The following is a 22,422-nucleotide window of genomic DNA, read 5'->3' as shown; positions in this document are numbered from 1 at the left end:
CCGATGCAACTGAGCGCGCAGGCACTGCCGCACCTCGACGACACCGTGCAGGTGCCGAATTACGATCGCGACGACATCACCGTGGGCATAGTGCATTTCGGTGTCGGCGGATTCCACCGCGCGCACCAGGCGATGTACGTCGACCGCCTGCTGCGGCGCGGTCAGGCGCGCGACTGGGGAATCTGCGGGGTCGGGGTCCTGCCCGGCGACCGGCGCATGAAGGACGTCCTCGACGCACAGGACGGCCTGTACACGCTGGCGCTGCGGCACGCCGACGGCACCTGGGACGTCAGCGTCATCGGTTCCATCGTGGACTACCTCCTCGCCCCCGACGACCCCGAGGCGGTCATCGAGAAGATCGCCGCGGAGACCACCCGGATCGTCTCGCTGACGATCACGGAGGGCGGCTACAACTTCACCCATGACACAGGCGAGTTCGACGCCGAGAACCCCGACGTCGTGCACGATCTCACCGACGGCGCCGTCCCGCGGACCACGTTCGGTCTCGTCGTCGAGGCCCTGTCCCGGCGTCGCGCGCGCGGGTTGCCGTCGCCGACCGTCATGTCCTGCGACAACATTCAGGGCAACGGCGACGTGGCGCGCCGGATGTTCCTGGCGTACGCGGAATTGAAGGACCCGGACCTCGCCGAGTGGATGCGCGCCGAGACGTCATTCCCCAACTCCATGGTCGACCGCATCACGCCGGTGACCACCCCCGAGGTGACGGACGCGTTGTCGTCGCGCTTCGGCGTCGACGACCGGTGGCCCGTCGCGGCGGAACCGTTCACGTCGTGGGTGCTCGAGGACGCCTTCCCGCTCGGCCGCCCCGCGTTCGAGGACGTCGGCGTGCAGGTGGTCGACGACGTCGAGCCGTACGAACTGATGAAGCTGCGCCTGCTCAACGCCAGCCACCAGGGCCTGTGCTATTTCGGATACCTGGCCGGGTACCGGCTCGTGCACGACGTCGCCCAGGATCGTCTCTTCGCCGACTTCCTGCTGGCCTACATGGACGACGAGGCCACGCCCACCCTGGCGCCGGTGCCCGGGGTCGACCTCGACGACTACAAGCGCACGCTCATCGAGCGCTTCTCCAACCCCGAGATCCGCGACACCGTCGCCCGCCTGTGCGCCGAGTCGTCCGACCGCATCCCGAAATGGCTGCTGCCGGTGATCCGCGAGAATCTGATCGCCGACCGGCCCGTCCGCCTCTCGGCCGCGATCGTGGCGAGCTGGGCCCGGTACGCCGAGGGCGTCGACGAGGACGGCGACACCATCGACGTCGTCGACCAGTTGAAGGACTCCCTCGTGCCGATCGCCCGCAGCCAGCGCGAGAACCGCACGGCGTTCATCGAGAACCGCTCCGTCTTCGGCGATCTCGCCGACAATCCGCGTTTCGTCACCGCGTATCTCTGGGCGCTGGACTCACTGCACGCTGCCGGCGCACGGAGGACACTCGAGGCCCTGCGTGAGAAGGTGCAGTCATGAGTCTGATCATCGGTGAAGCCCTCGTCGACATCGTCACCGCGAGCGACGGCACCACCACCGAATACGTCGGTGGCAGCCCGCTCAACGTCGCGGTCGGTCTCGGCAGGCTCGGGCGCCCGGTCGAATTCGTCACCCGGATCGGTGACGACACCCGGGGTGCTGCGATCGTCCGGCACCTCGAGCAGTCGGGGGTGAGCCTCGCGGCGGGCAGCGTCACCGCGCAGCGCACGGCGACCGCGCACGCCACCCTCGACGCCGCCGGATCCGCCACCTACGAGTTCGACCTCGAGTGGGATCTCCCCTCTCCCAGCGGTGCGTCGGCCCCGCCGCTCGTGCACACCGGTTCCATTGCCGCCGTGCTGGAACCCGGATGCGACGTCGTCGCCGACATGCTCGACCGCCGGCGCTCCTCGGCGACCATCAGCTACGACCCCAACGTGCGCCCGGTGCTGATCACCGACCGGGTCCGCGCCCGGCAGCGGATCGAGCACCTCGTGTCGATCTCGGACATCGTCAAGGTCAGCGACGAGGACCTCCACTGGTACGACCCCGACCGGGATCCGGTCGCCATCGCCCGCGAGTGGCTGGCCCGCGGACCGGCGATGGTCGCGGTGACGAAGGGCGCGGAGGGCGCCTTCGCGGTCTGCGCGGCCGGACTCGTCGACGTCGCGGCCCGCACCGTCGACGTGGTCGACACCGTCGGCGCGGGCGACGCGTTCATGGCCGGACTCCTCGACGGATTCTGGTCGCACGGCTTCCTCGGTGCGGAGAGCCGCGCCGCCCTCCACGCGATCGGTCCGGACGAACTGCGGAACGTGCTCGACAACGCCGTGCTGATGTCGGGTCTCACTGTCGCACGCGCCGGAGCGGACCTCCCCACCCGTGACACGCTGGACCGCGCGGCGGGCGTCCGGCAATGACCCTCGTCGCGGGCATCGATTCTTCCACCCAGTCGTGCAAGGTGATCGTCTGCGACGCCGCGACCGGCGACCTCGTCCGGGAGGGCAGGGCGTCGCATCCGGACGGCACCGAGGTCGATCCGCAGGCGTGGGCGGCGGCCCTCGACAGCGCCGTCGCAGCGGCCGGCGGACTCGACGACGTCGCGGCGGTTTCGGTCGGAGCGCAACAGCACGGCATGGTGTGCCTCGACGACACCGGGACGGTCGTGCGTCCGGCGTTGCTGTGGAACGACACTCGCTCCGCAGGCGCCGCCGAACAACTGGTGGAGGACCTCGGCGGTCCGGACGCGTGGGCCGACGCCGTGGGTGTCGTGCCCCTCGCGGCGATCACCGTCAGCAAGCTGCGCTGGCTCGCCGATTCCGAACCGGCGAACGCCGACCGGACTTCCGCGGTGTGCCTGCCCCACGACTGGCTCGCCTGGCAGCTCACCGGCCGATCCGACCTCGGCACCCTGACCACCGACCGCGGCGACGCCAGCGGCACCGGATACTTCTCCGCCGCAACGGATTCCTACCGCCCCGACCTGCTGTCGCTGGCACTGCGGGGGCGCACGGCCGCTGTGCCGCGCGTCGCCGGACCGGCCGAGCGGATCGGTGAGACCCGCTGGGGTGCCGCCGTCGGACCGGGCACCGGGGACAACGCCGCCGCAGCCCTTGCTCTCGACGCCCGGGAAGGCGACGTCGTCGTCTCCGTGGGAACGTCGGGTGTCGTGTCCGCGGTGTCCGTGACACCGGCGAACGATCCGGGCGGTTTCGTCGCCGGATTCGCCGACGCCACCGGACGCCAGCTGCCGCTCGTGTGCACGCTGAACGCCGCCCGGGTCCTCGACGCGACCGCCTCGCTGCTGGGGGTCGATCACGACGAGCTGTCGCGGCTGGCGCTGTCGGCGCCGTCCGGCAGCGGCAGCCTGGTGATGGTGCCGTACTTCGAGGGCGAACGCACCCCCAACCGCCCCGACGCCACCGGCTCCGTTCACGGTCTGCGGCTGGCCAATTCGACACCTGCCCACCTCGCCCGCGCGGCCGTCGAGGGGCTGCTGTGCGGCCTGGCGGAAGGCATCGACCACCTGATCGCCCAGGGCGTCACGGTGCGCCGGATCCTCCTCGTCGGCGGCGGCGCCCGCTCACAGGCACTGTGCGAACTCGCGCCCGCCATCTTCGGGGCGCCGGTCCTCGTGCCCCGGCCGGCGGAATACGTCGCGATCGGCGCGTGCCGTCAGGCGGCCTGGACCCTGGCCGGGACCCCGGAGCCGCCGCAGTGGAGCCAGACGTCCGCCCGGCGCTTCGACGCCGACCCGGCACCCGACGTGCGCGAGCGGTACGCGGAGGCCAGGGGATAGGCGCTTCGCGCCCGTGCGCGGTTACCGAGTCTCTGGACTCTCTAACCACGCACGGGGCGGCTACGCCACCTTCACCAGCATCTTCCCGACGTTCGCGCCGCGCATGAGCTGCAGGAACGCGTCGACCGAGTTCTCGATGCCGTCGACGATGGTCTCGTCGTGCACCACGTCGCCGGACGCGAGCCACGGTCCCATCTTGGCGGCGAACTCGGGGAACACGTGGGTGTAGTTGCCGAGGGTGAAGCCCTCGAGGGTGAGCCCGCGGCTGATGATGTTCACCATGTTGTCAGGGCCGGGCGTGCGCTCGGTGGCGTTGTACGCCGCGATCGCGCCGCACAGTGCGGCCCGCCCGCCGGGGCGCATGACGTCGAGGGCGGCCTCGAGGTGGTCGCCGCCGACGTTGTCGAAGTAGACGTCGATGCCGTCACCCGCGAGTCCGCGGAGTTGCTCGCGCACCGGCGCCTGCTTGTAGTCGAAGGCGGCGTCGTATCCGTAACGGTCGGTCAGCAGCGCGACCTTCTCCGCGGACCCGGCGGATCCGATGACGCGGGACGCACCCTCGAGTCGCGCGATCTGCCCGGCGGCGGTCCCCACCGCACCCGCGGCTCCGGAGATGAACACGGCGTCGCCGGCCTTCAGGTGGGCGATGTGCACGAGTCCGACGTAGGCGGTGAGCCCGGTCAGGCCGAGAATCCCGAGGTACGCCGAGATCGGTACTCCCGGAATCTCTTCGACCACGCGGAACGCCGAGGCGTCGCCCTGCGCGACGTCGCGCCACCCGAGGTCGTGGACGACCACCGAGCCGACCGGGTGTGTGGCGGCTGTGGATTCGACGACGCGACCGACGGCGCCGCCGGTCATCGTCTCGCCCAGCACGAACGGCGGGATGTACGACTTCACGTCGTTCATCCGGCCACGCATGTAGGGATCGACCGACACGAACTCGTTGTGCACGCGCACCTGCTCGGGCCCGAGCGCGGGCAACTCGACGGTGGCGGTGCGGAAGTCGTCCTGGGTGGGCCAGCCCACCGGGCGATTGATCAGCTGGATCTGGGTGCTCGGCGTCATGGTGTTCCTTTCGATACTTCTGAGGTCACAGCGCCAGTCCGAGCGCGAGGAGGAGTACGGCGAGCAGCGGCAGCGTCCCCTGCGTGATCGCCGCGCGAGCCTTGTCGGGCGACGACAGCAGGAGCACGAGCGCCGCGAGCAGCATGGATCCCGCGCCGGCGAACACGAGAGCCGATCCGACCGCGGTCGCGCCGATGGCGACGGCGACGATGCCGACTGCCGTCACGATCGCCAGGAAGAGATTGTAGAAGCCCTGATTGAAGGCAAGCTCTTTGGTCGCGGCGGCCTCTTCGGCGCTGGTCCCGAACGTCGCGCGGGTGCGCGGAGCGGTCCAGAGGACGGATTCGAGCACGAAGATGTACACGTGCAGCGCACTGGCGAGTGCGGCAAGAACAAGACCCGCGGCAACCATACGAAACTCCTCCTCGTTCTGAACTGACCATTTCAATATATACTGAAATGGTCGTTTCACAACCACGAGTGAGGATCGTCATGCCGCGCACGCAGGACTTCGTCACGGCCGAAGTGGTCGGCCGGGCCCGCGACCTGTTCTGGGACAAGGGCTTCGAAGCAACCTCGATACCCGACCTCGAGCGCGTCACCGGTTTGAACAGGTCGAGCCTGTACAACGCGTTCACCAGCAAACGCGGACTCTTCGACGCCGCCGTCCACGACTACCTGGACCGGGTGGTGCGCCCCCAGCTGCGCATCCTGACCGACGAGCCGACCCGCCCCGACGCCGCCGCGCGCTACTACCGCAGCCTCGCGGACGCCCTCGCCGCCCTCCCCGACGACGCCCCCGGTCGCGGCTGCCTGCTCCTCAACAGTGCCGCCGGTTTCGCCGCACACGACGACGCGCAACGGTCCGTCGTCGAGAGCTACCAACGTGAACTGTCCGGGGCCCTCACCCACGCACTCCGCGCCCACGACCCCGACGCGTCGGCCGCCACCCTGCAGCACCGGGCCCGGCTCCTGACGTCGCTGTCCGTCAGCGCACTCCTGCTGTCGCGGGTCGACCGCGACGAAGCTGTCGCGGTCGCGAACACCGCCGTCGAGCAGCTCGAGGAGTGGCGCCCGTAGGTGAGTGGCAAAGAGCGCCCCGGCACTCTTTGCCACTCACGTGGGGGTCAGGCGCTGGTCACCCAGTCGGCCATGACGTCCGCGAGTGCTTCCGCGCCCCGATTGCAGTCGTCGGCCTCGGCGAATTCGTCGGGCGAGTGGGACACCCCGGTGGGGTTGCGGACGAACATCATCGCGGTGGGCACCTTCGCCGACAGGATTCCGGCGTCGTGGCCGGCCGCGGTGGGCAGGACGGGGATGTCGCCGAGGTGAGCGAGTGAGCGGCGCAGTCGCTCCCGGGTGTCGTGCGGGAACTCGACGATCGGTGTGACCGATTCGGCGTCGACCTCGAGACCGATGCCGTCGGCGGCCGCGTAGGCCTGCGCCTCGGCGGTGATCTGCTGCACCAGTTTCGTCAGCGTCTCCTCGTCGGCGGCCCGGGCGTCGAGCCACGCCCGCACCTCCGACGGAATGGCATTGGCGCCGTTGGGTAGTACCCGCACCTTGCCGAACGTGGCGACCGCGTCGTGCAACGTCGCGGCGGACCGTGCGGTGTGGACCGAGGACGCGAACGCGAGCATCGGGTCGCGGCGGTCGACCAACCGGGTGGCGCCTGCGTGGTTGGCCTCCCCGGAGAACACGAACTGCCACCGGCCGTGCGGCCAGATCGACGAGGCCACGGCGATGGGGCTGTCGATCAGGTCGAGGGCACGCCCCTGCTCGACGTGCAGTTCGACGTACACGCCGACACGGTCGACGAGGTCGGGGTCCTCGCCGAGATGCTGCGGGTCGCGGCCGGCGGAGATCAGTGCCTCGCCGAGGCTGATGCCGTCGTTGTCCCGCAGCGCGAGGGCGCGGGCGGGTGCCACCGCCCCCGTCGACAACTGCGAGCCGACGCAGGCGACACCGAACCGCGCACCCTCCTCGTCGGAGAACGCCGTGACCGCCACCGGACGCGTCGGCACGATCCCCCGTTCTCGCACGAGGTCGATCGCCGCGAACGCCGACACGACCCCGAGGGGTCCGTCGTAGGCGCCCCCGTCGGGCACGGAGTCGAGGTGCGACCCGGTGACGAACGCGTCGCGCGGATCACCCGACCACCCCTCGGGCATCCACCAGGCCCACAGGTTGCCGTTCCGGTCTTCCTCGACGCTCATCCCCCGCTGCCGGGCGCAGTCGCCGAACCATTCGCGCAGCGTCATGTCGGCGTCGTTCCACGCGAAGCGGCGGTACCCGCGCGTCGACTTGTGCTGTCCCACATCGAGAATGGTCGCCCACAGCGAATCGAACGAAGTCATGTATTGGGTCCTCTACTCGTAGGGGTAGGCGCTTCGCGCCCGTGCGTGCCGCCTACAGTGCTCCCGGAATCCAGGTGGTTCCGGCGAGGGGCACGCGGGCCATGGCAGACGCCTCGACGGTGAGGGCGACGAGGTCCTCGGGTTCGAGGTTGCGCAGGTGCGACTTGCCGCAGGCGCGGGCGAGGGTCTGCGCCTCCATGGTGAGCACCCGCAGGTAGTTCGCGAGCCGGCGGCCGGCTTCGACGGGGTCGAGGTTCTTCGACAGTTCCGGGTCCTGGGTGGTGATCCCGGCGGGGTCCTTGCCGGCCTGGAAGTCGTCGTAGAACCCGGCGGCGGAGCCGAGTTCCTCGTACTGCTTCGCGTAGCGGGGGCTGTTGTCGCCCAACGCGATCAGGGCGGCGGTACCGATCGCGACGGCGTCCGCACCGAGGGCCATGGCCTTCGCGACGTCCGCGCCGCTGCGGATCCCGCCGGACACGATGAGCTGCACCTTGCGGTGGACTCCGAGTTCCTGCAGCGCCTGGACCGCCTGCGGGATCGCGGCGAGGGTGGGGATGCCGACGTGCTCGATGAACACGTCCTGGGTGGCGGCGGTGCCGCCCTGCATGCCGTCGACGACGACGACGTCGGCGCCCGCCTTCACGGCGAGTTTCACGTCGTAGTAGGTGCGGGTGGCGCCGACCTTGATGTAGATCGGCTTCTCCCAGTTGGTGATCTCGCGCAGTTCGATGATCTTGATGGCGAGGTCGTCGGGGCCGGTCCAGTCCGGGTGCCTGCACGCCGACCGCTGGTCGACGCCCATCGGGAGGGTGCGCATCCCGGCGACGCGTTCGGTGATCTTCTGCCCCAGCAGCATTCCGCCGCCGCCGGGCTTGGCGCCCTGTCCGAGGACGATCTCGATGGCGTCGGCCTTGCGGAGGTCGTCGGGGTTCATCCCGTACCGCGACGGCAGGTACTGGTAGACGAGGTTCTTCGACTGTCCCCGCTCCTCGGGGGTCATGCCGCCGTCACCGGTGGTGGTGGACGTGCCGACCTCGCTGGCGCCGCGGCCGAGGGCCTCCTTCGCCTGCCCGGACAGCGCGCCGAAGCTCATGCCGGCGATGGTGATCGGGATGTCGAGGTGCAGCGGGAACTTCGCGTTGCGGTCGCCGAGGACGACGTCGGTGTCGCACTTCTCCCGGTACCCCTCGAGCGGGTACCGCGACATCGACGCCCCGAGGAACAGCAGGTCGTCGAAGTGGGGCAGCTTCCGCTTGGCGCCCCAGCCGCGGATGTCGTAGATGCCGGTCTCGGCGGCCCGCTGGATCTCGGAGATGACGCCGCGGTCGAAGGTCGCCGATTCGCGCAGGGCCGGGTTCGGGGTGTTCATGACGTTCTCCTAGTAGGCGCTGGCGTTGTCGACGTGGAAGTTGTAGAGCTGGCGGGCGGACCCGTAGCGGGTGAACTCGGACGGGTCGGCGTCGAAACCGGCCTGATCCAGCAGTTCCCGCAGTTCCGTCAGGTGCTCGTCGCGCATCTCCTTCTTGATGCAGTCGGCGCCGAGGGAGGCGACGGTGCCGCGCACGTAGATCCGGGCCTCGTACAGCGAGTCGCCGAGGGCTTCGCCGGCGTCGCCGAGGACGACGAGACGTCCGGCCTGACCCATGAACGCGGACATGTGCCCGATGTTGCCGCCGACGACGATGTCGACGCCCTTCATCGAGATGCCGCAGCGGGCGGCGGCGTTCCCGTCGATCACGAGCAGTCCGCCGTGGGCGGTGGCGCCCGCGGACTGCGACGCGTCGCCCTTGACGCGCACCGTCCCCGACATCATGTTCTCGGCGACCCCGACGCCGGCGTTGCCGGTCACGGTCACCGTGGCCTGCTGGTTCATGCCGGCACAGTAGTAGCCGACGTGGCCCTCGATCGTGACGTCGATGTCGGAGTCGAGGCCGCAGGCGAGAGCGTGCGCACCCTGCGGGCCGGTGACGGTGACCGTCCTCGGCGCCTCCGGGGAGGTGAGCCGCTCGTTGACGGTCCTGGTGCTCGACGACGCGAGGTCCAGGACAGTTGCTTCGGTGGTGGCTACCGGTGCCATACGTACACCTCTTCCGGTTCGGGCTCGAAGATTCGGGCGTTGTCGACGCCGGGCAGGTTCGCCAGGGCGCGGTATTCGGAGGCCATCGCGACCCACTGGTCGGTCTCGGCGATGACGGCGGGCTTGCAGGAGATGGCGTCGCGGACCACGGCGAACGAGTCGGCGGTCGAGACGAGCAGGGTGTAGAAACCGTCGAACGTCTCGTTGAGCATGAGCAGCGCCTTCTCGAGGTCGACGCCCTCGGCGAGTTGCTTGGCGACGAACCGCGCCCCGACCTCGGTGTCGTTGGCGCTGTCGAACACGACGCCGTCGCGCTCGAGTTGGTGCTTGATGCTCATGTGGTTCGAGAAGGACCCGTTGTGCACCAGGCACTCGTCGGGGCCGACGGAGAACGGGTGCGAACCCTCGGCGGTGACGGCGGATTCGGTGGCCATCCGGGTGTGGGCGACGCCCTGCCAGCCGGTGGCGGCGGGCAGCCCGAACCGGTTCGCCAGATCGACGGGGTTCCCGACGCCCTTGAGTACGGTGAGATCCTCGCCGAAGCCGATGACCCGGGCCGTGGGAACGAGGCTGCGCACGGCCGCCGCGAGGTCCTCCGCGCCGACCACGCCGTGCAGGATCGCGGTCGGGTTCAGGTCGAGCCCGGTGATCGTCGTGTCGAGGGTGGACGACAGCGTCGCGGCGAGATCCACTGCGGGGATGGGGCAGTCGAGCAGCGAGACCGTCGACTCCCCTTCCGGCGACCAGGTCCGGTCACCGTAGATGGCCATCCCGGCCGAGTCCGGTCCACGGTCGCACATCTGCGCGAGCATGTCGGTGAGCAGGGCGCCGAGTTGTGGGTAGAGGGACGGCTCACGCAGGTGAAGTCCGACGATTCCACACATGGATGTCTCCTTTCGGGAGGTCTGTCAGAACGCTGTCAGGTAGTGGTCGAGTTCCCAGGGGGAGACGGTGTTGTGCCAGGCGAAGAACTCCTCGCGTTTGAGTTTCGCGAAGTACTCGGCGACGCCGGGGCCCGCGACGTCCAGGGCGCCCGTCACGATCGGATCCGATTCCAGCGCGTCCATCGCGTGCAGCAGCGTCATCGGCAGCATGTCGCTGGGGCTGTCGCCGGATCCGGGGGTGCCGGGGTCGAGGTCGCGGGCGATGCCGTCCAGTCCGGCGGCGATGGCGGTGGCGGCCGCGAGGTACGGGTTGGCGGAGCCGTCGCCGCCGCGCAGTTCCACCCGGTTCTTGTCCGGCACCCGAAGGTAGTGGGTGCGGTCGTTGCCACCGTACGTGGCGTACCGCGGCGACCAGGTGGCGCCGCTGCTCGTGGAGGTGGCACCGGTTCGCTTGTAGGAGTTGACGGTCGGGGCGATCACACCCTGCAGGGCGCACGCATGCTCGAGAATGCCGGCGATGAACGCGTACGCGGTCTTCGACAGTCCCAGCCCCTTCGGGTCGTCACCGTCCGGGAACACCGAACCGCCGTCGTTCCACAGCGACAAGTGCAGGTGCATGCCCGACCCGGTGCGGTCGGAGAACGGCTTCGGCATGAACGTGGCCTTCATGCCCCGCTTCTCGGCGATCACCGACAACAGGTACCGGGCGGTGATCACCCGGTCCGAGGTGGTCATCGCGTCGGCATAGTCGAAGTTCTGCTCGAACTGCCCGTTGCCGTCCTCGTGGTCGTTGGCGTAGTTGCCCCACCCCAGCGTGTTCATGGCCTGCGACACCTCGGTCAGGTGGTCGTACATCCGGGTGACGTCGCGGGCGTCGTAACACGGCTGACGGCTGACGTCGTCGGTGTCCGCGGTGGTGAGGGGACCGTCGCCGGTCCGGTTGACGAGGAAGTACTCGATCTCCGCCCCGACGTTGACGGACAGGCCGAGTTCGGCCGCCTTCTTCAGCGTCTCCTTCAGGATCACCCGCGGCGCATACGGCCACGGTGCGCCCTCCACGTGGGGGTCGCAGTGCACGATCGCCAGGCCGGGCTTCACGAAGGGGATCGGCGTGAACGACGAGACGTCGGGCACGGCAACGAGATCGGAGTCCTTCGGCTCCTGCCCCATGTGCCCGGCCGCGTAGCCGGCGAAGCCCACGCCGTCGTCCTGAAGTTGCTCGACGGCCTCGATCGGGACGAGTTTGGCGCACGGTTTCCCGGACAGGGTGACGAACAGGGCGAGGATGAAGGTGGTTCCGGTGGCCCGGGCCACCTCGGACAAGGTCTGCGGTGGGGATGTCACGATGTTCTGCGCGGTGAACGCGTCAGCAGTGTCGACAGCCATGGGGAGCTCCTGAACTGGTGGTCTACGGGTGAGGTGGTCTGTGGGTCAGCGCATCTCGCCGGCGCCCTCGTAGGGGTGCAGGCTGAAGAGGAGATCGCCCTCCTCGAAGCGCGAGTAGCGGAAGTCGGACGGCTCGACGTTCGGGAGGGTGGTCTTGCCGTCGTCGAGCAGCATGTCGGCGACGAGGCGCCCGACCGCGGGTGAGATCTTGAAACCGTGACCGGAGAACCCGGTGGCCAGGAACAGTCCGTCGACGGGTGCGGGCCCGATGATCGGGTTGTAGTCGGGGGTGACGTCGTACGCCCCGACGTACGACGACGTGATGCGCGGGTCCGGCATGTCCGGCAGCCGGTTGCCCAGCTTCATGATGTTCTTCTCGATGGTGCTGTCGTCGGCGCGGTTGCTGTACTTGTCGGGGTCGATGTATTCGGGTGCGGCGTGGTCGCTGTTCCCGACGAGCAGTTCGCCGTTGGGTTCGCGGCAGATGTACTGCAGTCCGGCGAGGTCCGACAGCACCGGCACCTCCGGCGTCGGGACACCCTGGTCGATCAGAACGAGTTGCGCGCGTTGGGCTTTCACCGGGATGTCGACGCCGACTCCGGCACCGAGTTCGGGCGCCCACGGGCCGGTCGCGAGGATCACGTGCTCGGCGTGCACCTCGTCGCCGGTTCCCAGGGTGACCCCGTAGACGCGGCCGTAGGCGTTCTGCAGCAGCGACGCCACCGGCGTGCTCTGTCGGATCGTGACGCCCAGCTTGCGGGCGGACGCGCCGAACGCCATACCGGCCATGTACGCCTCGCCGCGGCCACCGAGTGGCTCGTACGCGAAGGCGGCGAAATCGTCGAGGTGCAGGCCCGGCCACAGCTCGGCCATCTTGTCGTGGCCGATGTAGTCGACGTCGATGCCGAGGCCCTGCATCATCGCGACGTTCGCCTTGAGCGGGTCGATGTTGTTCTCACCGACGCCGACGACGTACCCACACTGACGGAACGCCATGTCGTCGCCGAAGATCTCGGTGGCCCGGGTGAAGATGTCGACGCCGTACCAGGACATCGCCGCCAACGACGGCGTCCCGTAGTGGCACCGGACCACGCCGGACGACTTTCCGGTCATACCCGAGCACAAGGTGTCGCGCTCGAGGACCAGGACATCGGTCTCGCCTCGGTCCGCGAGCGACCACGCGATGGCGAGACCCTCGAGTCCTCCACCGACGATCACGAACTTTGCTGTCTCTGTCACGTTGCTTCCTTCATTCGGCCGGAGGGTCGGGCTCTGGTGGCTTCGGTAGCGGTTCGTTTCACCTCATGAATCGCTGTTGTTCACTATGAAACAGTTCTACTATGTCCATCGCGTTACGGCAATGTTGTGGCCGAATCACCAAAATCCGCCGCTCAGCTAAGCCTTCCGCGCGATAATGCGGTCCTGAACTGCGCACTTTCCGGAAAGCCGGCGAGATTTACGCCGTGGAAATATGCAATGTGGTTTCCTGTTGCTACCCCAAGTTTCACGAAGGGGATTCGCTCTTCAGCACCCTCATCGCCTCTCACAGGAGACTCCATGACCACGACCGACAAGCCCACCGCCGTTCCGTTCCGCGTCACCGCCGGATTCCACGAGAACCTGCCGCAGATGCCGGTTGCCGAGTACCCGGGCACCAAGGGATACATCGACGACGTCTTCGCCAACCCGGACGGCTCCGAGATGTCGGCCGGCTACTTCGAACTCCAGCGCACCGACGCCCCGCTCGACTACTACTACGCGTACGACGAGATGAAGGTCGTCCTCGAAGGCGAGTTCACCCTGGAGAACCTCGACACCGGCCAGGTCGAGGTGGCAAAGGCGAAGGATGCGATCTTCTTCCCCAAGGGGTCGCGCATCCGCTTCACCACGCCCGACCGCGCGCTGGCCTATTTCGTCGGCCACCGTTCCTTCGCGCCCTGATCCGCGATGGCCGTCTCGATGAGGTCGACGAGCGTCCCCCGATGGCGGTCCGATTACTCGGCCGTCGACGACCTGGCGGCCGGCGCTCGCGTCACCTGCTACGTGCTCGTCTCGGACGGTTCGGTCAGTGATCGAGCGCTGAGCGAACTGTCCGAGCGGGTCGCCCCGGTGCCGACTCGCACGTTCATCGTCGGAAAGGTCGGCGGGTCCGGGCTCGACGACCTGCTGTCCGAGGCGCGTATCGGATGGCGATTCGTGGTGGCGGGTTCCGAGCGGACGGTGGGGGCGGTGCGCTCCCACCTGATCTCCGCGGGTGCGTTGCCCGCGGAGATCGCCGCCGTGATCAGCGACGGGGACACGCGCGTGCGCGACGTGTACTGCGCGCACTGCCACACGACGTCGCCGAACGTCCCGGCGGCCGTCGGCGGGCAGACGCCGTGCACGGGGTGTTCCGAAGAGCTGACCGTCTATTACCACTTCTCCCGGCGCCACAGCGCGTACCTGGGTTACCGAGCCGACGCGGAGGAATTGCCATGACCATGGTGCTCGAAACGGTTGCGGGCGCGGGAGTTACCGGCACGCTCACCCTGACGGTGCGCGAGGCCCGACTACTGTGCCCGGGCGTCCGGCACGTCGTCCTCACGGACGAGGGCGGCCGCGCCCTGCCGACGTTCACCCCGGGCAGCCATATCGCGGTGAATTGGGCCGAGGGCCGGCACAACTCGTACTCGCTGACGGGGCCGTCGATCGAGCCGGACCACTACGCGATCTCGGTCCGGCTCGACGAGAACGGCCACGGCGGTTCGCGCTGGGTCCACGACCTGCAGCCGGGGCAGACCGTCCGGGTGAGCCGTCCGCGCAGCGCGTTCGCGCCGATTCTCAACGCCCGGCACCACATCCTGGTTGCGGGTGGGATCGGCGTCACCCCGATGCTGTCGCACGTGCGGGCCGCCCTCGAATGGGGTCGGTCGTTCGAGGTGATCTACTCCTTCCGCGACCGTCAGGGGGCGCATGCCGACGAACTGGCGGCGCTGTGCGGCGACCGGATCGTCACGGTGTCCACCCCCGAAGAACTGCGCGAAGCCCTGCTTCCCAAGCTGGGGGATCAGCCCCTCGGCACCCACGTCTACACGTGCGGACCCGCGCCGATGATCGCCGCGGTCGCGGAGTGGGCCCGCGAGTGCGGCTGGCCACCGGGCCGGGTGCACTCGGAGGCGTTCGGTGCAGGCCCGCTGCCCGAAGGAAACCCGTTCGCCGCCAAGCTCGGACGCACCGGGATGATCGTCCCCGTCCCGTCGGGCACCAGCCTTCTCGAAGCCTTGCTGGACAAGGGAATCACCGTCCCGAACCTGTGCCGTCAGGGCGTGTGCGGCGAATGCCGGCTGTCGGTCCGCGGCGGCGAGGTCGAGCACCGCGACCTGTTCCTCACCGACGAGGAGAAGGCGTCCGGAGATTCGATCATGCCGTGCGTGTCACGGGCCGTAGGAGACCGATTGGAGCTGGAACTGTGACCTCGACCGACTCGCGTATCGCGCGTTTTCCCTTCCCCTTTCCCCGCGACCAGTACCGCTACAGCACCAACGTCGAGCCCGCCGGGAACCCAGCTACGACCGTGGCGGGCCGTTGGGGCACCACGCACTTGGAGATCGATTCCCGGTACCACGAGGAACTCGCCGAGCGCGAACGAATCCTCACCGCTGACCCGTCGCGGCACCAGTGCCTGCCCCACATGGTCCCGGCCGCCTGGGACGCGATGCTCACCCTGATGCGCACCCTCGCCGCCGAATACCCCGACACCATGGCCCTCGATCGTCGTGGTGACAGCTGGTTCTGGCGGAACGACCTCCTCGGGATCGAGCACACCTTCGTGTTCGGCGACCTCGCCACGCTGCCGGCGCCGCCACTCGTGTACATCTGCGGCCAGATCCAGGAAGACGTCGTGCTGCTCGACCAGCGTGAGGGACAGCTGTGGGGCGACGCCGGACTGGTGACGTTCGCGGCGGACTGGTCCTTCGGATTCGACGTCGGGATGAGCTTCCTCGAGATCCACGGCCCCGTCCCGCGGGTCCACAGCGAGAAGATCATCACCCGCGCCCACAACTTCCTGATGCGGCTCGAACCCGGCCAGAGCTACCGGCGCACCAACTGGACGCTGACCGTCGACGGCAAACTCGACACGTCGACCGAGACCTATCCGGAGTGGGGGAAGGACCGTCGCACTCTCGCCGACGGACCGCTCGACGAGGTCGGCGACCGACTGTTCCTGAGAACCGAAGTGCAGCACCTGATCCGGCTCGCGCACTCCGGCGCCGTCATGTTCCTCATCCGCACCTACCTGTTGCCGCTCCGCGATGTCGCGTCGGTCCCGGAATGGGGTGCACGGCTGTACAAGGTCCTCGAGGACCTTCCGGTGGACATGGCCGAGTACAAAGGAATCAGCCGCACCCGCGAGCCCGGAATGAGATGGCTTGCCGCGCACGGGAACGTCGAGCCGTGACGCTCACCGACCGGCGACCGCGCACTGCGGCGCTCCCCGGCGATCCGGGGCTCTACACGGTCCTCGCGACAGTCTCCGTGATCGCCCGCGACGGCCTGCGCGGCCTGACCTTCCGGGCCGTCGCGGCGGAGGCGGGCATCACGGACGAGGCGGTCCGGCAGCGTTTCGCGTCGACGGACGCCCTCGTCGACGCCGCGCTCCGGTACGCGCTGGACAAGAGCGCGAGCGTCTTCGCCGACATCGCCGACGGGTCGTCACTCGACCACTTCGTCGAGCACCTCACGGACCTCGTCGCCCGCGACCCCGACCTGCAGGTCTTCCAATACGAACTGATGCTCGAATCCCGGCGGACACCACGCCTCGACCCACATGTGAAGTTGCTCTACGCCACGTACATCGAGGCGACGTCCCAGGCCCTGACCCGCCTGGGCATCACCGCCGACGAAGATCTGACCCTGCTGGTGTACTCGGCGATCGAGGGCTTCATCATGCACCAACTCATCGCGAAGGATCGCCCCGCCACCGAGCGCGCCATCGAGCGCCTGCGCCGGATTCTGTCGACGGCGAGGTGACTCCCCCAGGTGAGTGGCAAAGTGTGCTCCGGCACGCTTTGCCACTCACCTGGGGATCCGGGCGAGAACCCGTCCGTCATCGTCCGTCGACGCCGCTGTCGTGGTCGAGGTCGCCGGGCATCAGTTCGGATGCGATCTTGCGGGCCGCGGACAGGATTTCGTCGTCACTGGCGTCGATGGTGTTCGCGGCGATGCCGGCCATGTTCATCGACATCAGGGCGAGCCGGATGCGTAGTCGATCTTCCACCGTCGCATCGGTGGGGGTGAGGATGTCGTAGAGGTCGGCGAGGTGCCGGGTCATGCTGAGCTTGTCCGGGCCTGCTTCCTTGAACACCCGGTTGTTGGCGACCGCGAAGCGGAACAGTGCCAGGCCGCGCGCCTGCATGATGTCGTGCCATCGTGAGAGCACTTCCATCCGCAGGTCCGAGCCGCGCTGTTGCGTGCGGGCCCAGTCGACGAGTTCAACGATCTGCTCGAGCAGACCGGCCACCAGGACCCGGACGATGTCTTCCTTGCTGTCGAAGTGGTAGTACAGCGCCGCTTTGGTCATGTTCAGCTGCTCGGCGATCTCGCGCATCGAGGTCGCGTCGTAGCCCTTCTCCGCAAACAACTTCAATGCGACGGCAGGGATCCGCTCACGGGTGCCGGTCCGGCTGGAATCCTCCGGTGCATTCACAGTGACCTCCTCTCGCGTTCCCGGATCGGACCAGGGTTGCTGACCGATCGGTTAGTGAGTAGCGTGACTTACCGATCGGTTAGTGACCCGGGTTCAGGGTACTCGACCACATACACGTGATCCGGAAGGCCATCGACATGCCCGAGGCAACCGCAGCGCTGACGCCGCGTCAGATCATCACCGCCATGAGCGGACTGGTCATCGCGATGCTTCTGGCGATGCTCGACAATATGATCGTCTCCCCGGCCCTACCGACCATCGTCGGCGATCTGGGCGGGTTGGACCACCTGTCCTGGGTGGTGACCGGCTACATCCTCGCCTCGACGGTGGCCACCCCGATCTGGGGCAAGCTCGGCGACCTGTTCGGCCACAAGGCGACGTTCATGGCCTCGATCACGATCTTCCTGATCGGGTCCGCGTTGTGCGGGATGAGCCAGGACATGCTCCAGTTGATCCTGTTCCGGGCCATCCAGGGGCTCGGCGCGGGCGGTCTGATGGTCGGCATCATGTCGGTGATCGGACTGATGGTCTCGCCTCGTGAACGCGGCAAGTACCAGGGCATCATGATGGCCGTGATGCCGGCGGCGATGATCGGCGGACCGCTGATCGGCGGTTTCATCACCGACAACCTGTCCTGGCGGTGGGTGTTCTACGTCAACCTCCCCCTGGGTCTGCTGTCGTTGGTCGTGGTGTGGGCCACCCTGACCCTGCCGGGCGAGGTCACGAAGAAGGCCGCCCAACTGTCCATCGACTGGCTGGGCGCGAGCGTGCTCAGCGTGTGGATCACCGCGCTGGTCCTCACGGTCACCTGGGGTGGCAGCCAGTACGCGTGGGGCTCGTGGCAGATCATCGGACTCGCGGTCGTGGCCATCGCCGGTTTCGCCCTGTTCCTGATCGTCGAACGCCGGGCCGCGGAGCCGATCATCCCCCTGCAACTGTTCTCCAACAGAAACTTCTCCGTGGCCAGCGCCCTCGGCTTCGTGGTCGGGTTCGCCATGTTCGGTGGAGTCACCTTCCTGCCGCAATTCCAGCAATTCGTTCAGGGCCAATCCGCCACCAACAGCGGGCTGCTGCTGATGCCGATGATGATCTCGGCCATGGTCGTCTCACTCGCCGGCGGCCTGCTCATCACCAAGACCGGGCGTTACAAGGCGATCCCGATCGTCGGCGCCGCCATGCTGGTGGTGGGCCTGTGGCTGTTCTCCACCATGGACGCGAACACCTCGATCGCGCAGACCGGTCTCTACATGGTGGCACTCGGCGTCGGAATGGGCTGCCTGATGCAGACGACGAACCTGATCGCGCAGAACAGCGTGCCGATCCGAGACATGGGCACCGCGACCGGCACCGCCACCTTCGCCCGCAACATGGGCGGATCGATCGGAGTCGCCCTGCTCGGTGCGATCTACGCCAACCAGCTCACGTCGTCGCTGGGCGACACCGGCGGGCAGGGAACGCCCAGCGCATCCGGGATGACCCCGGCGGCCTTGCACCAACTTCCCGAGGCCGTGCAGATCGTGTTCAAACAGGCCGTCGTCAACGGCACCCACGCAATCTTCCTGTGGGGGGCCGTCATCGCCGCCGCCGCGTTCGTTCTCGCCTGGCTCATCAAGGAAGTGCCGCTCCGGGAGACCCTCACCCCGGACGACGTCGCCGAGCCCGCCGACAGCATCGGACACTGACCGCCGGCCGCCCAAATCTTGGGCGGCTGAAGTCGTGCTCTCGAGCTATGGGTTTGAGATGGTCGAGACGAAAGCACAGAAGCGACAACGACGTATGCTGCTGTTACCGTCGCACGCAGGGAGACGACCATGGGCATCGACCATGACCCCGGCGCGGAACTCCGTGCCCTGCCCGACGGTGCCTCCGTCGCCTCGGCGGTGCCCGCGCACGTCATGACGGAGTCGATCGCGCGGGCCCGGATCGAGACCACTGCAAGACAGGCGATTTTCGAGCATCCACATCTCGAAGCGAGCGATGTCGCCGATGTCCTGCGCTCCCGCGACAGCAACCGACACAGCCCCGCCAGCCGGTTACGCGAACGGGGCGACGTCGTCGGATACGAGATCGGCGGGCGCTACCTCTACCCCAGCTTCCAATTCGACACGGCGACCGCGAAGGTCCGGCCAGTCGTCGCGGAGATCAACCAACTCCTGAACGCCAAGCACGACCCCTGGGGAGTGAGTTCCTGGTGGATCAGCCCATCCGGGTGGCTCCCGGACGGGCGATCGCCCGCCGACCTCGCTCCGGAGGGCGGGCAGGACGATCGGATCCGCGCCATCGCCCACGACCTGCTGGCGGACTGAACCGGTCCTGCGGCTGGGCCGCGCGCCACCATCCACCCCGAGGTGAATCCCCCAGGTGAGTGCCAAAGTGTGCCCCGGCACGCTTTGGCGCTCACGTGGGGAGGATCTGGGCGAGCACGACCGACGCCGGGCCCGACAGGTGGACGGACCCCTGTTCGACGAGCAGGCAGTCGCCGGGTTCGAGCGGGCCGAGGTCCGTCGTGAGGCCTCCGCTCAGGACCAGGGCGAGGACGGCGACCCGCCCGTGGGCTGCTATCTCGTTTGCCGTTCCGATCTCGATGATGTCCACCGAGGCGGCGGTCGTGGACCGGTGGACCATGACGTTGAATGCCTCGGTCGCCCCGGCCGCCACACAGGCAGGGCCGTCCTCGCCGGCGAAGGGGGTCGGGCTGAGGCGCGGGATCACCATCGGGGCATTGCCGAAGTCGAGGGACACCGGATGGTCGCCGATCACCGTGAAGATGCGGTCCACCTCGGGGAACGCCGAGAACGTCGAACTCCCGTCGAGCGTCGCGACGCTGAACCGCCACCGGGACGCGGCACCGGCTGCGATCTCCGCGGTCGTCCCCGCACCGTTGGCCCACGGCGTGACGTGACGATCCGCGCGACGGACGATCCGTGCCTCGCGAGCTGTAGTCACCGATCCCCCTCAACCCCATCTCGTCTACTGTCACGATACCTGGTCTCCCAAAAGCACTCTTAACGCATTCGTCACGCAACGCACTATTCTCGCAATCTCAGCTTTGGTTCACTGTCGATAGACATTGATTCCCATCGGCGGACACTGCGAGTGTCCCGCCATCTTCGATCAAGGTGGACGACTATGAACGAAGCAGTCGCTGCGGCCGACACCGCCTGGATTCTGGCGGCCTTCACGGCGGTGAGCCTGATGGTGCCGGGCCTGGCCATGTTCTACGGCGGGATGGTCAGCGTGCGCAACACGCTCAACATGGCCATGATGACGTTCGGCGCGTTCGCCGTCGTCGGGGTGCTGTGGATCGTGTTCGGCTACTCGGCCGTGCTCGGCAATTCCCTCGGCGGCCTCGGCCTCCTGGGCGACCCACTCGAGTTCTTCGGCTCCAGTTCGCTGCTGGAGGCCCCCTCCGAACCCGGACTTCCACCCGCGCTGGTCTCCGGATTCCAGCTGCTGTTCGCCGCTATCACCGTGGCGCTCATCTCGGGTGCGCTGGCCGACCGGATGAAGTTCGGCGCATGGATGTTGTTCGCCGGACTGTGGGCGACGTTCGTCTACTTCCCCGTCGCTCACTGGGTCTTCGCGTTCGACTCGGCGGACGGATCGGTGATCGGCGGATGGATCGCCAACACCCTCGGCGCCATCGACTTCGCCGGCGGCACGGCGGTGCACATCAACGCCGGCATCGCCGCCCTCGCCGTCGTCCTGGTTCTCGGGACCCGCAAGACGTTCCCCGTCTCGCCGCGCCCGCACAGCCTTCCCCTGACAATGCTGGGCGCCGGCATCCTGCTGTTCGGCTGGTTCGGGTTCAACGGCGGCTCGGCACTGTCCGCCGGAAACAGCGCGTCGGTCGTCATCCTCAACACCGTCGCCGCGGCGTGCGCAGGCATCTGCGCGTGGCTGGCCGTCGAGAAGCTGCGAGAAGGCCGCGCCACGTCGCTCGGCGCGGCATCCGGGCTGATCGCCGCCCTGGTCGCCATCACGCCCGCCTGCGGCGCCGTCTCACCCCTCGGCGCACTGGCGGTCGGCGCCGCGGCCGGCGCGGTCTGCTGCTTCGCGGTCTCCTGGAAATACCGGCTCGGCTACGACGACGCGCTCGACGTCGTCGGCGTACACCTGGTCGGCGGCATCCTCGGCACCGTCCTCATCGGTTTCCTCGCGGATCCGGCCGCCCCCAACGGCGCAGCGGGACTCCTCTACGGCGGCGGCTTCGACGTGCTGTGGCGCCAATGCGTCGCCGTGGCAGCCGTTCTCGCCTACTGCTTCGTCGTCACCCTGGTGATCGTCCTGGCGCTGAAGAAGTTCATGGGCATCCGGGCCGACCAGGACAGCGAATACGACGGCCTCGACGTGTCCGTCCACGGCGAGACGGCATACGTGCTCGACGCCGTCGGCCTCACCGGCGCATCCAAGCACGGCGCGGACGCGGTGCTCGGCGCGGAAGCCATCACCGCCGAAGCGGTGGGAGACGCCGCGAAGGCCTGATCCAGCGCCCCAACGCAAACCGGGCCCTGTCCGCAGCATTCCGCGGGCAGGGCCCTGTTGCGGCGCCGACTACGTCAGGCTCTGAGCCAGACTCCGAAGCCGGTCGCTGTAGTTGTTCGGCTGGGCGGACAGGAACTGGGTCAGCACGATTCGATCGAATTCCTCCATCGCGGCCGAATCACCCGTTATTGCTGCATGATTCGCGACTTCGTGTTCGAGCAGTTCGACCGCCTCACGCCACCTGCACACAGCGGGGCTGCCGAGTTCCATCTGCGGCTCGAATCGCAGCGGTTGCTCGAGCGGGCTCCCGAGAATTTCCTGCAGGTGCTCCTCGAGGGTACGGCGCGCCAGTCGGACGATCAACTGAGAATGCCCTTCGTGCCACTCCATGGTCGCGGGGCGCCCCGGCGACAAAATCGACGCGATCGTCATGGTCGAGTCGAATTCTTCTGCACCGCACGTAATTCGGGCCGTGCCCGACAAGGGGATCTGAACGACGTAGAAGTCGCCGTGATCATCCGCATTCATCCGCGCATCGGTGCCGTAATCGAAATAGTAGAGACCGATCGCCCCCGCGGTGGCCAGGCTGACCGGCTCGGCGGGATCGAAGGGCAGCGCCGCTTTTCCGCCGGACGCTATCTGAACTGTCGCCAACATTGCTACCACGACCTTTCGACCACCCGCCACTCTACGCC

Annotated in this window: 23 protein-coding genes; 12 read left to right on the top strand and 11 right to left on the bottom strand. The window is 68.2% G+C overall.

Features of this window, described 5'->3' with window-relative positions; all coding sequences use genetic code 11:
• The first annotated feature begins 3 nt into the window (after window positions 1–3).
• From JWS13_RS30085 to JWS13_RS30075, 3 genes are read left to right on the top strand one after another with little or no spacing between them, the layout of a single operon-like run.
• Window positions 4–1,485, top strand: a complete 1,482-nt coding sequence (locus tag JWS13_RS30085) for a mannitol dehydrogenase family protein (protein WP_206009024.1) — start codon at window positions 4–6, stop codon at window positions 1,483–1,485.
• Entirely contained in the window at window positions 1,482–2,405 is a 924-nt protein-coding gene (locus JWS13_RS30080) for a carbohydrate kinase family protein (protein ID WP_206009023.1), read from the top strand. The genes JWS13_RS30085 and JWS13_RS30080 overlap by 4 nt, the downstream gene beginning before the upstream one ends.
• Window positions 2,402–3,784, top strand: coding sequence for an FGGY family carbohydrate kinase (locus JWS13_RS30075; protein WP_206009022.1), 1,383 nt, complete (start codon window positions 2,402–2,404; stop codon window positions 3,782–3,784). The genes JWS13_RS30080 and JWS13_RS30075 overlap by 4 nt, the downstream gene beginning before the upstream one ends.
• A 60-nt stretch (window positions 3,785–3,844) precedes the next feature.
• On the opposite strand, the gene JWS13_RS30070 is transcribed toward JWS13_RS30075, so the two are convergent.
• Together JWS13_RS30070 and JWS13_RS30065 are read right to left on the bottom strand one after the other, a co-directional pair.
• The gene (locus JWS13_RS30070; protein WP_206009021.1) at window positions 3,845–4,852 is read right to left on the bottom strand and encodes an NADP-dependent oxidoreductase; all 1,008 of its coding nucleotides are present in this window, start codon (window positions 4,850–4,852) and stop codon (window positions 3,845–3,847) included.
• Between the two features lie 25 nt (window positions 4,853–4,877).
• Window positions 4,878–5,264, bottom strand: coding sequence for a DUF1304 domain-containing protein (locus JWS13_RS30065; RefSeq protein ID WP_206009020.1), 387 nt, complete (start codon window positions 5,262–5,264; stop codon window positions 4,878–4,880).
• An 80-nt stretch (window positions 5,265–5,344) separates the two neighbouring features.
• On the opposite strand from JWS13_RS30065, the gene JWS13_RS30060 reads away from it, so the two are divergent.
• Window positions 5,345–5,932, top strand: a complete 588-nt coding sequence (locus JWS13_RS30060) for a TetR/AcrR family transcriptional regulator (protein WP_206009019.1) — start codon at window positions 5,345–5,347, stop codon at window positions 5,930–5,932.
• A 47-nt stretch (window positions 5,933–5,979) separates the two neighbouring features.
• Here the strand turns inward: JWS13_RS30060 and JWS13_RS30055 are convergent, their stop codons facing one another.
• The 6 genes from JWS13_RS30055 to JWS13_RS30030 are packed head-to-tail and all read right to left on the bottom strand — an operon-like array spanning window position 5,980 to window position 12,795.
• Window positions 5,980–7,209, bottom strand: a complete 1,230-nt coding sequence (locus tag JWS13_RS30055) for an allantoate amidohydrolase (RefSeq protein ID WP_206009018.1) — start codon at window positions 7,207–7,209, stop codon at window positions 5,980–5,982.
• Between the two features lie 52 nt (window positions 7,210–7,261).
• Window positions 7,262–8,578: an FMN-binding glutamate synthase family protein gene (locus JWS13_RS30050; protein ID WP_206009017.1), complete on the bottom strand. Its 1,317-nt coding sequence runs from the start codon at window positions 8,576–8,578 to the stop codon at window positions 7,262–7,264.
• A 9-nt stretch (window positions 8,579–8,587) separates the two neighbouring features.
• On the bottom strand, window positions 8,588–9,286 hold the full coding sequence (locus JWS13_RS30045) for a GltB/FmdC/FwdC-like GXGXG domain-containing protein (RefSeq protein WP_206009016.1): 699 nt from the start codon (window positions 9,284–9,286) through the stop codon (window positions 8,588–8,590).
• The gene (locus JWS13_RS30040; RefSeq protein ID WP_206009015.1) at window positions 9,274–10,170 is read right to left on the bottom strand and encodes a class II glutamine amidotransferase; all 897 of its coding nucleotides are present in this window, start codon (window positions 10,168–10,170) and stop codon (window positions 9,274–9,276) included. The genes JWS13_RS30045 and JWS13_RS30040 overlap by 13 nt, the downstream gene beginning before the upstream one ends.
• Before the next feature lie 24 nt (window positions 10,171–10,194).
• Complete coding sequence (glnT, locus tag JWS13_RS30035) at window positions 10,195–11,556, bottom strand: type III glutamate--ammonia ligase (RefSeq protein ID WP_206009014.1); 1,362 nt, start codon at window positions 11,554–11,556, stop codon at window positions 10,195–10,197.
• 45 nt (window positions 11,557–11,601) lie between these two features.
• A complete protein-coding gene (locus tag JWS13_RS30030; protein ID WP_206009013.1) occupies window positions 11,602–12,795 on the bottom strand; it encodes an NAD(P)/FAD-dependent oxidoreductase in 1,194 nt (397 codons plus the stop codon).
• 318 nt (window positions 12,796–13,113) lie between these two features.
• Here JWS13_RS30030 and JWS13_RS30025 point away from each other — a divergent pair, with 318 nt between their 5' ends.
• The 5 genes from JWS13_RS30025 to JWS13_RS30005 are packed head-to-tail and all read left to right on the top strand — an operon-like array spanning window position 13,114 to window position 16,566.
• On the top strand, window positions 13,114–13,497 hold the full coding sequence (locus JWS13_RS30025; protein ID WP_072937021.1) for a cupin domain-containing protein: 384 nt from the start codon (window positions 13,114–13,116) through the stop codon (window positions 13,495–13,497).
• Between the two features lie 18 nt (window positions 13,498–13,515).
• The gene (locus JWS13_RS30020; RefSeq protein WP_241032394.1) at window positions 13,516–14,034 is read left to right on the top strand and encodes a dimethylamine monooxygenase subunit DmmA family protein; all 519 of its coding nucleotides are present in this window, start codon (window positions 13,516–13,518) and stop codon (window positions 14,032–14,034) included.
• Window positions 14,031–15,008: a PDR/VanB family oxidoreductase gene (locus JWS13_RS30015; RefSeq protein ID WP_206009011.1), complete on the top strand. Its 978-nt coding sequence runs from the start codon at window positions 14,031–14,033 to the stop codon at window positions 15,006–15,008. The genes JWS13_RS30020 and JWS13_RS30015 overlap by 4 nt, the downstream gene beginning before the upstream one ends.
• Complete coding sequence (locus tag JWS13_RS30010; RefSeq protein ID WP_206009010.1) at window positions 15,005–15,994, top strand: heme-dependent oxidative N-demethylase family protein; 990 nt, start codon at window positions 15,005–15,007, stop codon at window positions 15,992–15,994. The genes JWS13_RS30015 and JWS13_RS30010 overlap by 4 nt, the downstream gene beginning before the upstream one ends.
• Entirely contained in the window at window positions 15,991–16,566 is a 576-nt protein-coding gene (locus JWS13_RS30005) for a TetR/AcrR family transcriptional regulator (protein WP_206009009.1), read from the top strand. The genes JWS13_RS30010 and JWS13_RS30005 overlap by 4 nt, the downstream gene beginning before the upstream one ends.
• 76 nt (window positions 16,567–16,642) lie before the next feature.
• Here the strand turns inward: JWS13_RS30005 and JWS13_RS30000 are convergent, their stop codons facing one another.
• The gene (locus JWS13_RS30000; protein ID WP_206009008.1) at window positions 16,643–17,242 is read right to left on the bottom strand and encodes a TetR/AcrR family transcriptional regulator; all 600 of its coding nucleotides are present in this window, start codon (window positions 17,240–17,242) and stop codon (window positions 16,643–16,645) included.
• 137 nt (window positions 17,243–17,379) lie between these two features.
• Here JWS13_RS30000 and JWS13_RS29995 point away from each other — a divergent pair, with 137 nt between their 5' ends.
• Both JWS13_RS29995 and JWS13_RS29990 read left to right on the top strand, forming a co-directional pair.
• The gene (locus JWS13_RS29995) at window positions 17,380–18,924 is read left to right on the top strand and encodes an MDR family MFS transporter (RefSeq protein WP_206009007.1); all 1,545 of its coding nucleotides are present in this window, start codon (window positions 17,380–17,382) and stop codon (window positions 18,922–18,924) included.
• Between the two features lie 129 nt (window positions 18,925–19,053).
• A complete protein-coding gene (locus tag JWS13_RS29990; RefSeq protein ID WP_206009006.1) occupies window positions 19,054–19,548 on the top strand; it encodes a hypothetical protein in 495 nt (164 codons plus the stop codon).
• Window positions 19,549–19,639: 91 nt separating this feature from the next.
• On the opposite strand, the gene JWS13_RS29985 is transcribed toward JWS13_RS29990, so the two are convergent.
• Window positions 19,640–20,188, bottom strand: coding sequence for a HutD/Ves family protein (locus JWS13_RS29985; RefSeq protein WP_206009005.1), 549 nt, complete (start codon window positions 20,186–20,188; stop codon window positions 19,640–19,642).
• Window positions 20,189–20,371: 183 nt separating this feature from the next.
• Between JWS13_RS29985 and JWS13_RS29980 the strand changes: the two genes are divergently transcribed.
• The gene (locus JWS13_RS29980) at window positions 20,372–21,727 is read left to right on the top strand and encodes an ammonium transporter (RefSeq protein ID WP_206009004.1); all 1,356 of its coding nucleotides are present in this window, start codon (window positions 20,372–20,374) and stop codon (window positions 21,725–21,727) included.
• Window positions 21,728–21,796: 69 nt separating this feature from the next.
• Here JWS13_RS29980 and JWS13_RS29975 read toward each other — a convergent pair whose 3' ends face one another.
• Window positions 21,797–22,384, bottom strand: a complete 588-nt coding sequence (locus JWS13_RS29975) for a cupin domain-containing protein (protein ID WP_206009003.1) — start codon at window positions 22,382–22,384, stop codon at window positions 21,797–21,799.
• Window positions 22,385–22,422: the final 38 nt, after the last annotated feature.

Source organism: Rhodococcus pseudokoreensis (genome assembly GCF_017068395.1).
Classification (GTDB): domain Bacteria; phylum Actinomycetota; class Actinomycetes; order Mycobacteriales; family Mycobacteriaceae; genus Rhodococcus_F; species Rhodococcus_F pseudokoreensis.
Note: the sequence above shows the minus strand (reverse complement) of the source record. Positions and strands in the feature narration are given on the sequence as shown.

Bases quoted from the DNA above. Each gene is read 5' to 3' on its own strand.
- JWS13_RS30085 (WP_206009024.1), top strand. From the start codon at position 4: ATGCAACTGAGCGCGCAGGCACTGCCGCACCTCGACGACACCGTGCAG.
- JWS13_RS30080 (WP_206009023.1), top strand. From the start codon at position 1,482: ATGAGTCTGATCATCGGTGAAGCCCTCGTCGACATCGTCACCGCGAGC.
- JWS13_RS30075 (WP_206009022.1), top strand. From the start codon at position 2,402: ATGACCCTCGTCGCGGGCATCGATTCTTCCACCCAGTCGTGCAAGGTG.
- JWS13_RS30070 (WP_206009021.1), bottom strand. From the start codon at position 4,852: ATGACGCCGAGCACCCAGATCCAGCTGATCAATCGCCCGGTGGGCTGG.
- JWS13_RS30065 (WP_206009020.1), bottom strand. From the start codon at position 5,264: ATGGTTGCCGCGGGTCTTGTTCTTGCCGCACTCGCCAGTGCGCTGCAC.
- JWS13_RS30060 (WP_206009019.1), top strand. From the start codon at position 5,345: ATGCCGCGCACGCAGGACTTCGTCACGGCCGAAGTGGTCGGCCGGGCC.
- JWS13_RS30055 (WP_206009018.1), bottom strand. From the start codon at position 7,209: ATGACTTCGTTCGATTCGCTGTGGGCGACCATTCTCGATGTGGGACAG.
- JWS13_RS30050 (WP_206009017.1), bottom strand. From the start codon at position 8,578: ATGAACACCCCGAACCCGGCCCTGCGCGAATCGGCGACCTTCGACCGC.
- JWS13_RS30045 (WP_206009016.1), bottom strand. From the start codon at position 9,286: ATGGCACCGGTAGCCACCACCGAAGCAACTGTCCTGGACCTCGCGTCG.
- JWS13_RS30040 (WP_206009015.1), bottom strand. From the start codon at position 10,170: ATGTGTGGAATCGTCGGACTTCACCTGCGTGAGCCGTCCCTCTACCCA.
- glnT (WP_206009014.1), bottom strand. From the start codon at position 11,556: ATGGCTGTCGACACTGCTGACGCGTTCACCGCGCAGAACATCGTGACA.
- JWS13_RS30025 (WP_072937021.1), top strand. From the start codon at position 13,114: ATGACCACGACCGACAAGCCCACCGCCGTTCCGTTCCGCGTCACCGCC.
- JWS13_RS30020 (WP_241032394.1), top strand. From the start codon at position 13,516: ATGAGGTCGACGAGCGTCCCCCGATGGCGGTCCGATTACTCGGCCGTC.
- JWS13_RS30015 (WP_206009011.1), top strand. From the start codon at position 14,031: ATGACCATGGTGCTCGAAACGGTTGCGGGCGCGGGAGTTACCGGCACG.
- JWS13_RS29995 (WP_206009007.1), top strand. From the start codon at position 17,380: ATGCCCGAGGCAACCGCAGCGCTGACGCCGCGTCAGATCATCACCGCC.
- JWS13_RS29990 (WP_206009006.1), top strand. From the start codon at position 19,054: ATGGGCATCGACCATGACCCCGGCGCGGAACTCCGTGCCCTGCCCGAC.
- JWS13_RS29980 (WP_206009004.1), top strand. From the start codon at position 20,372: ATGAACGAAGCAGTCGCTGCGGCCGACACCGCCTGGATTCTGGCGGCC.
- JWS13_RS29975 (WP_206009003.1), bottom strand. From the start codon at position 22,384: ATGTTGGCGACAGTTCAGATAGCGTCCGGCGGAAAAGCGGCGCTGCCC.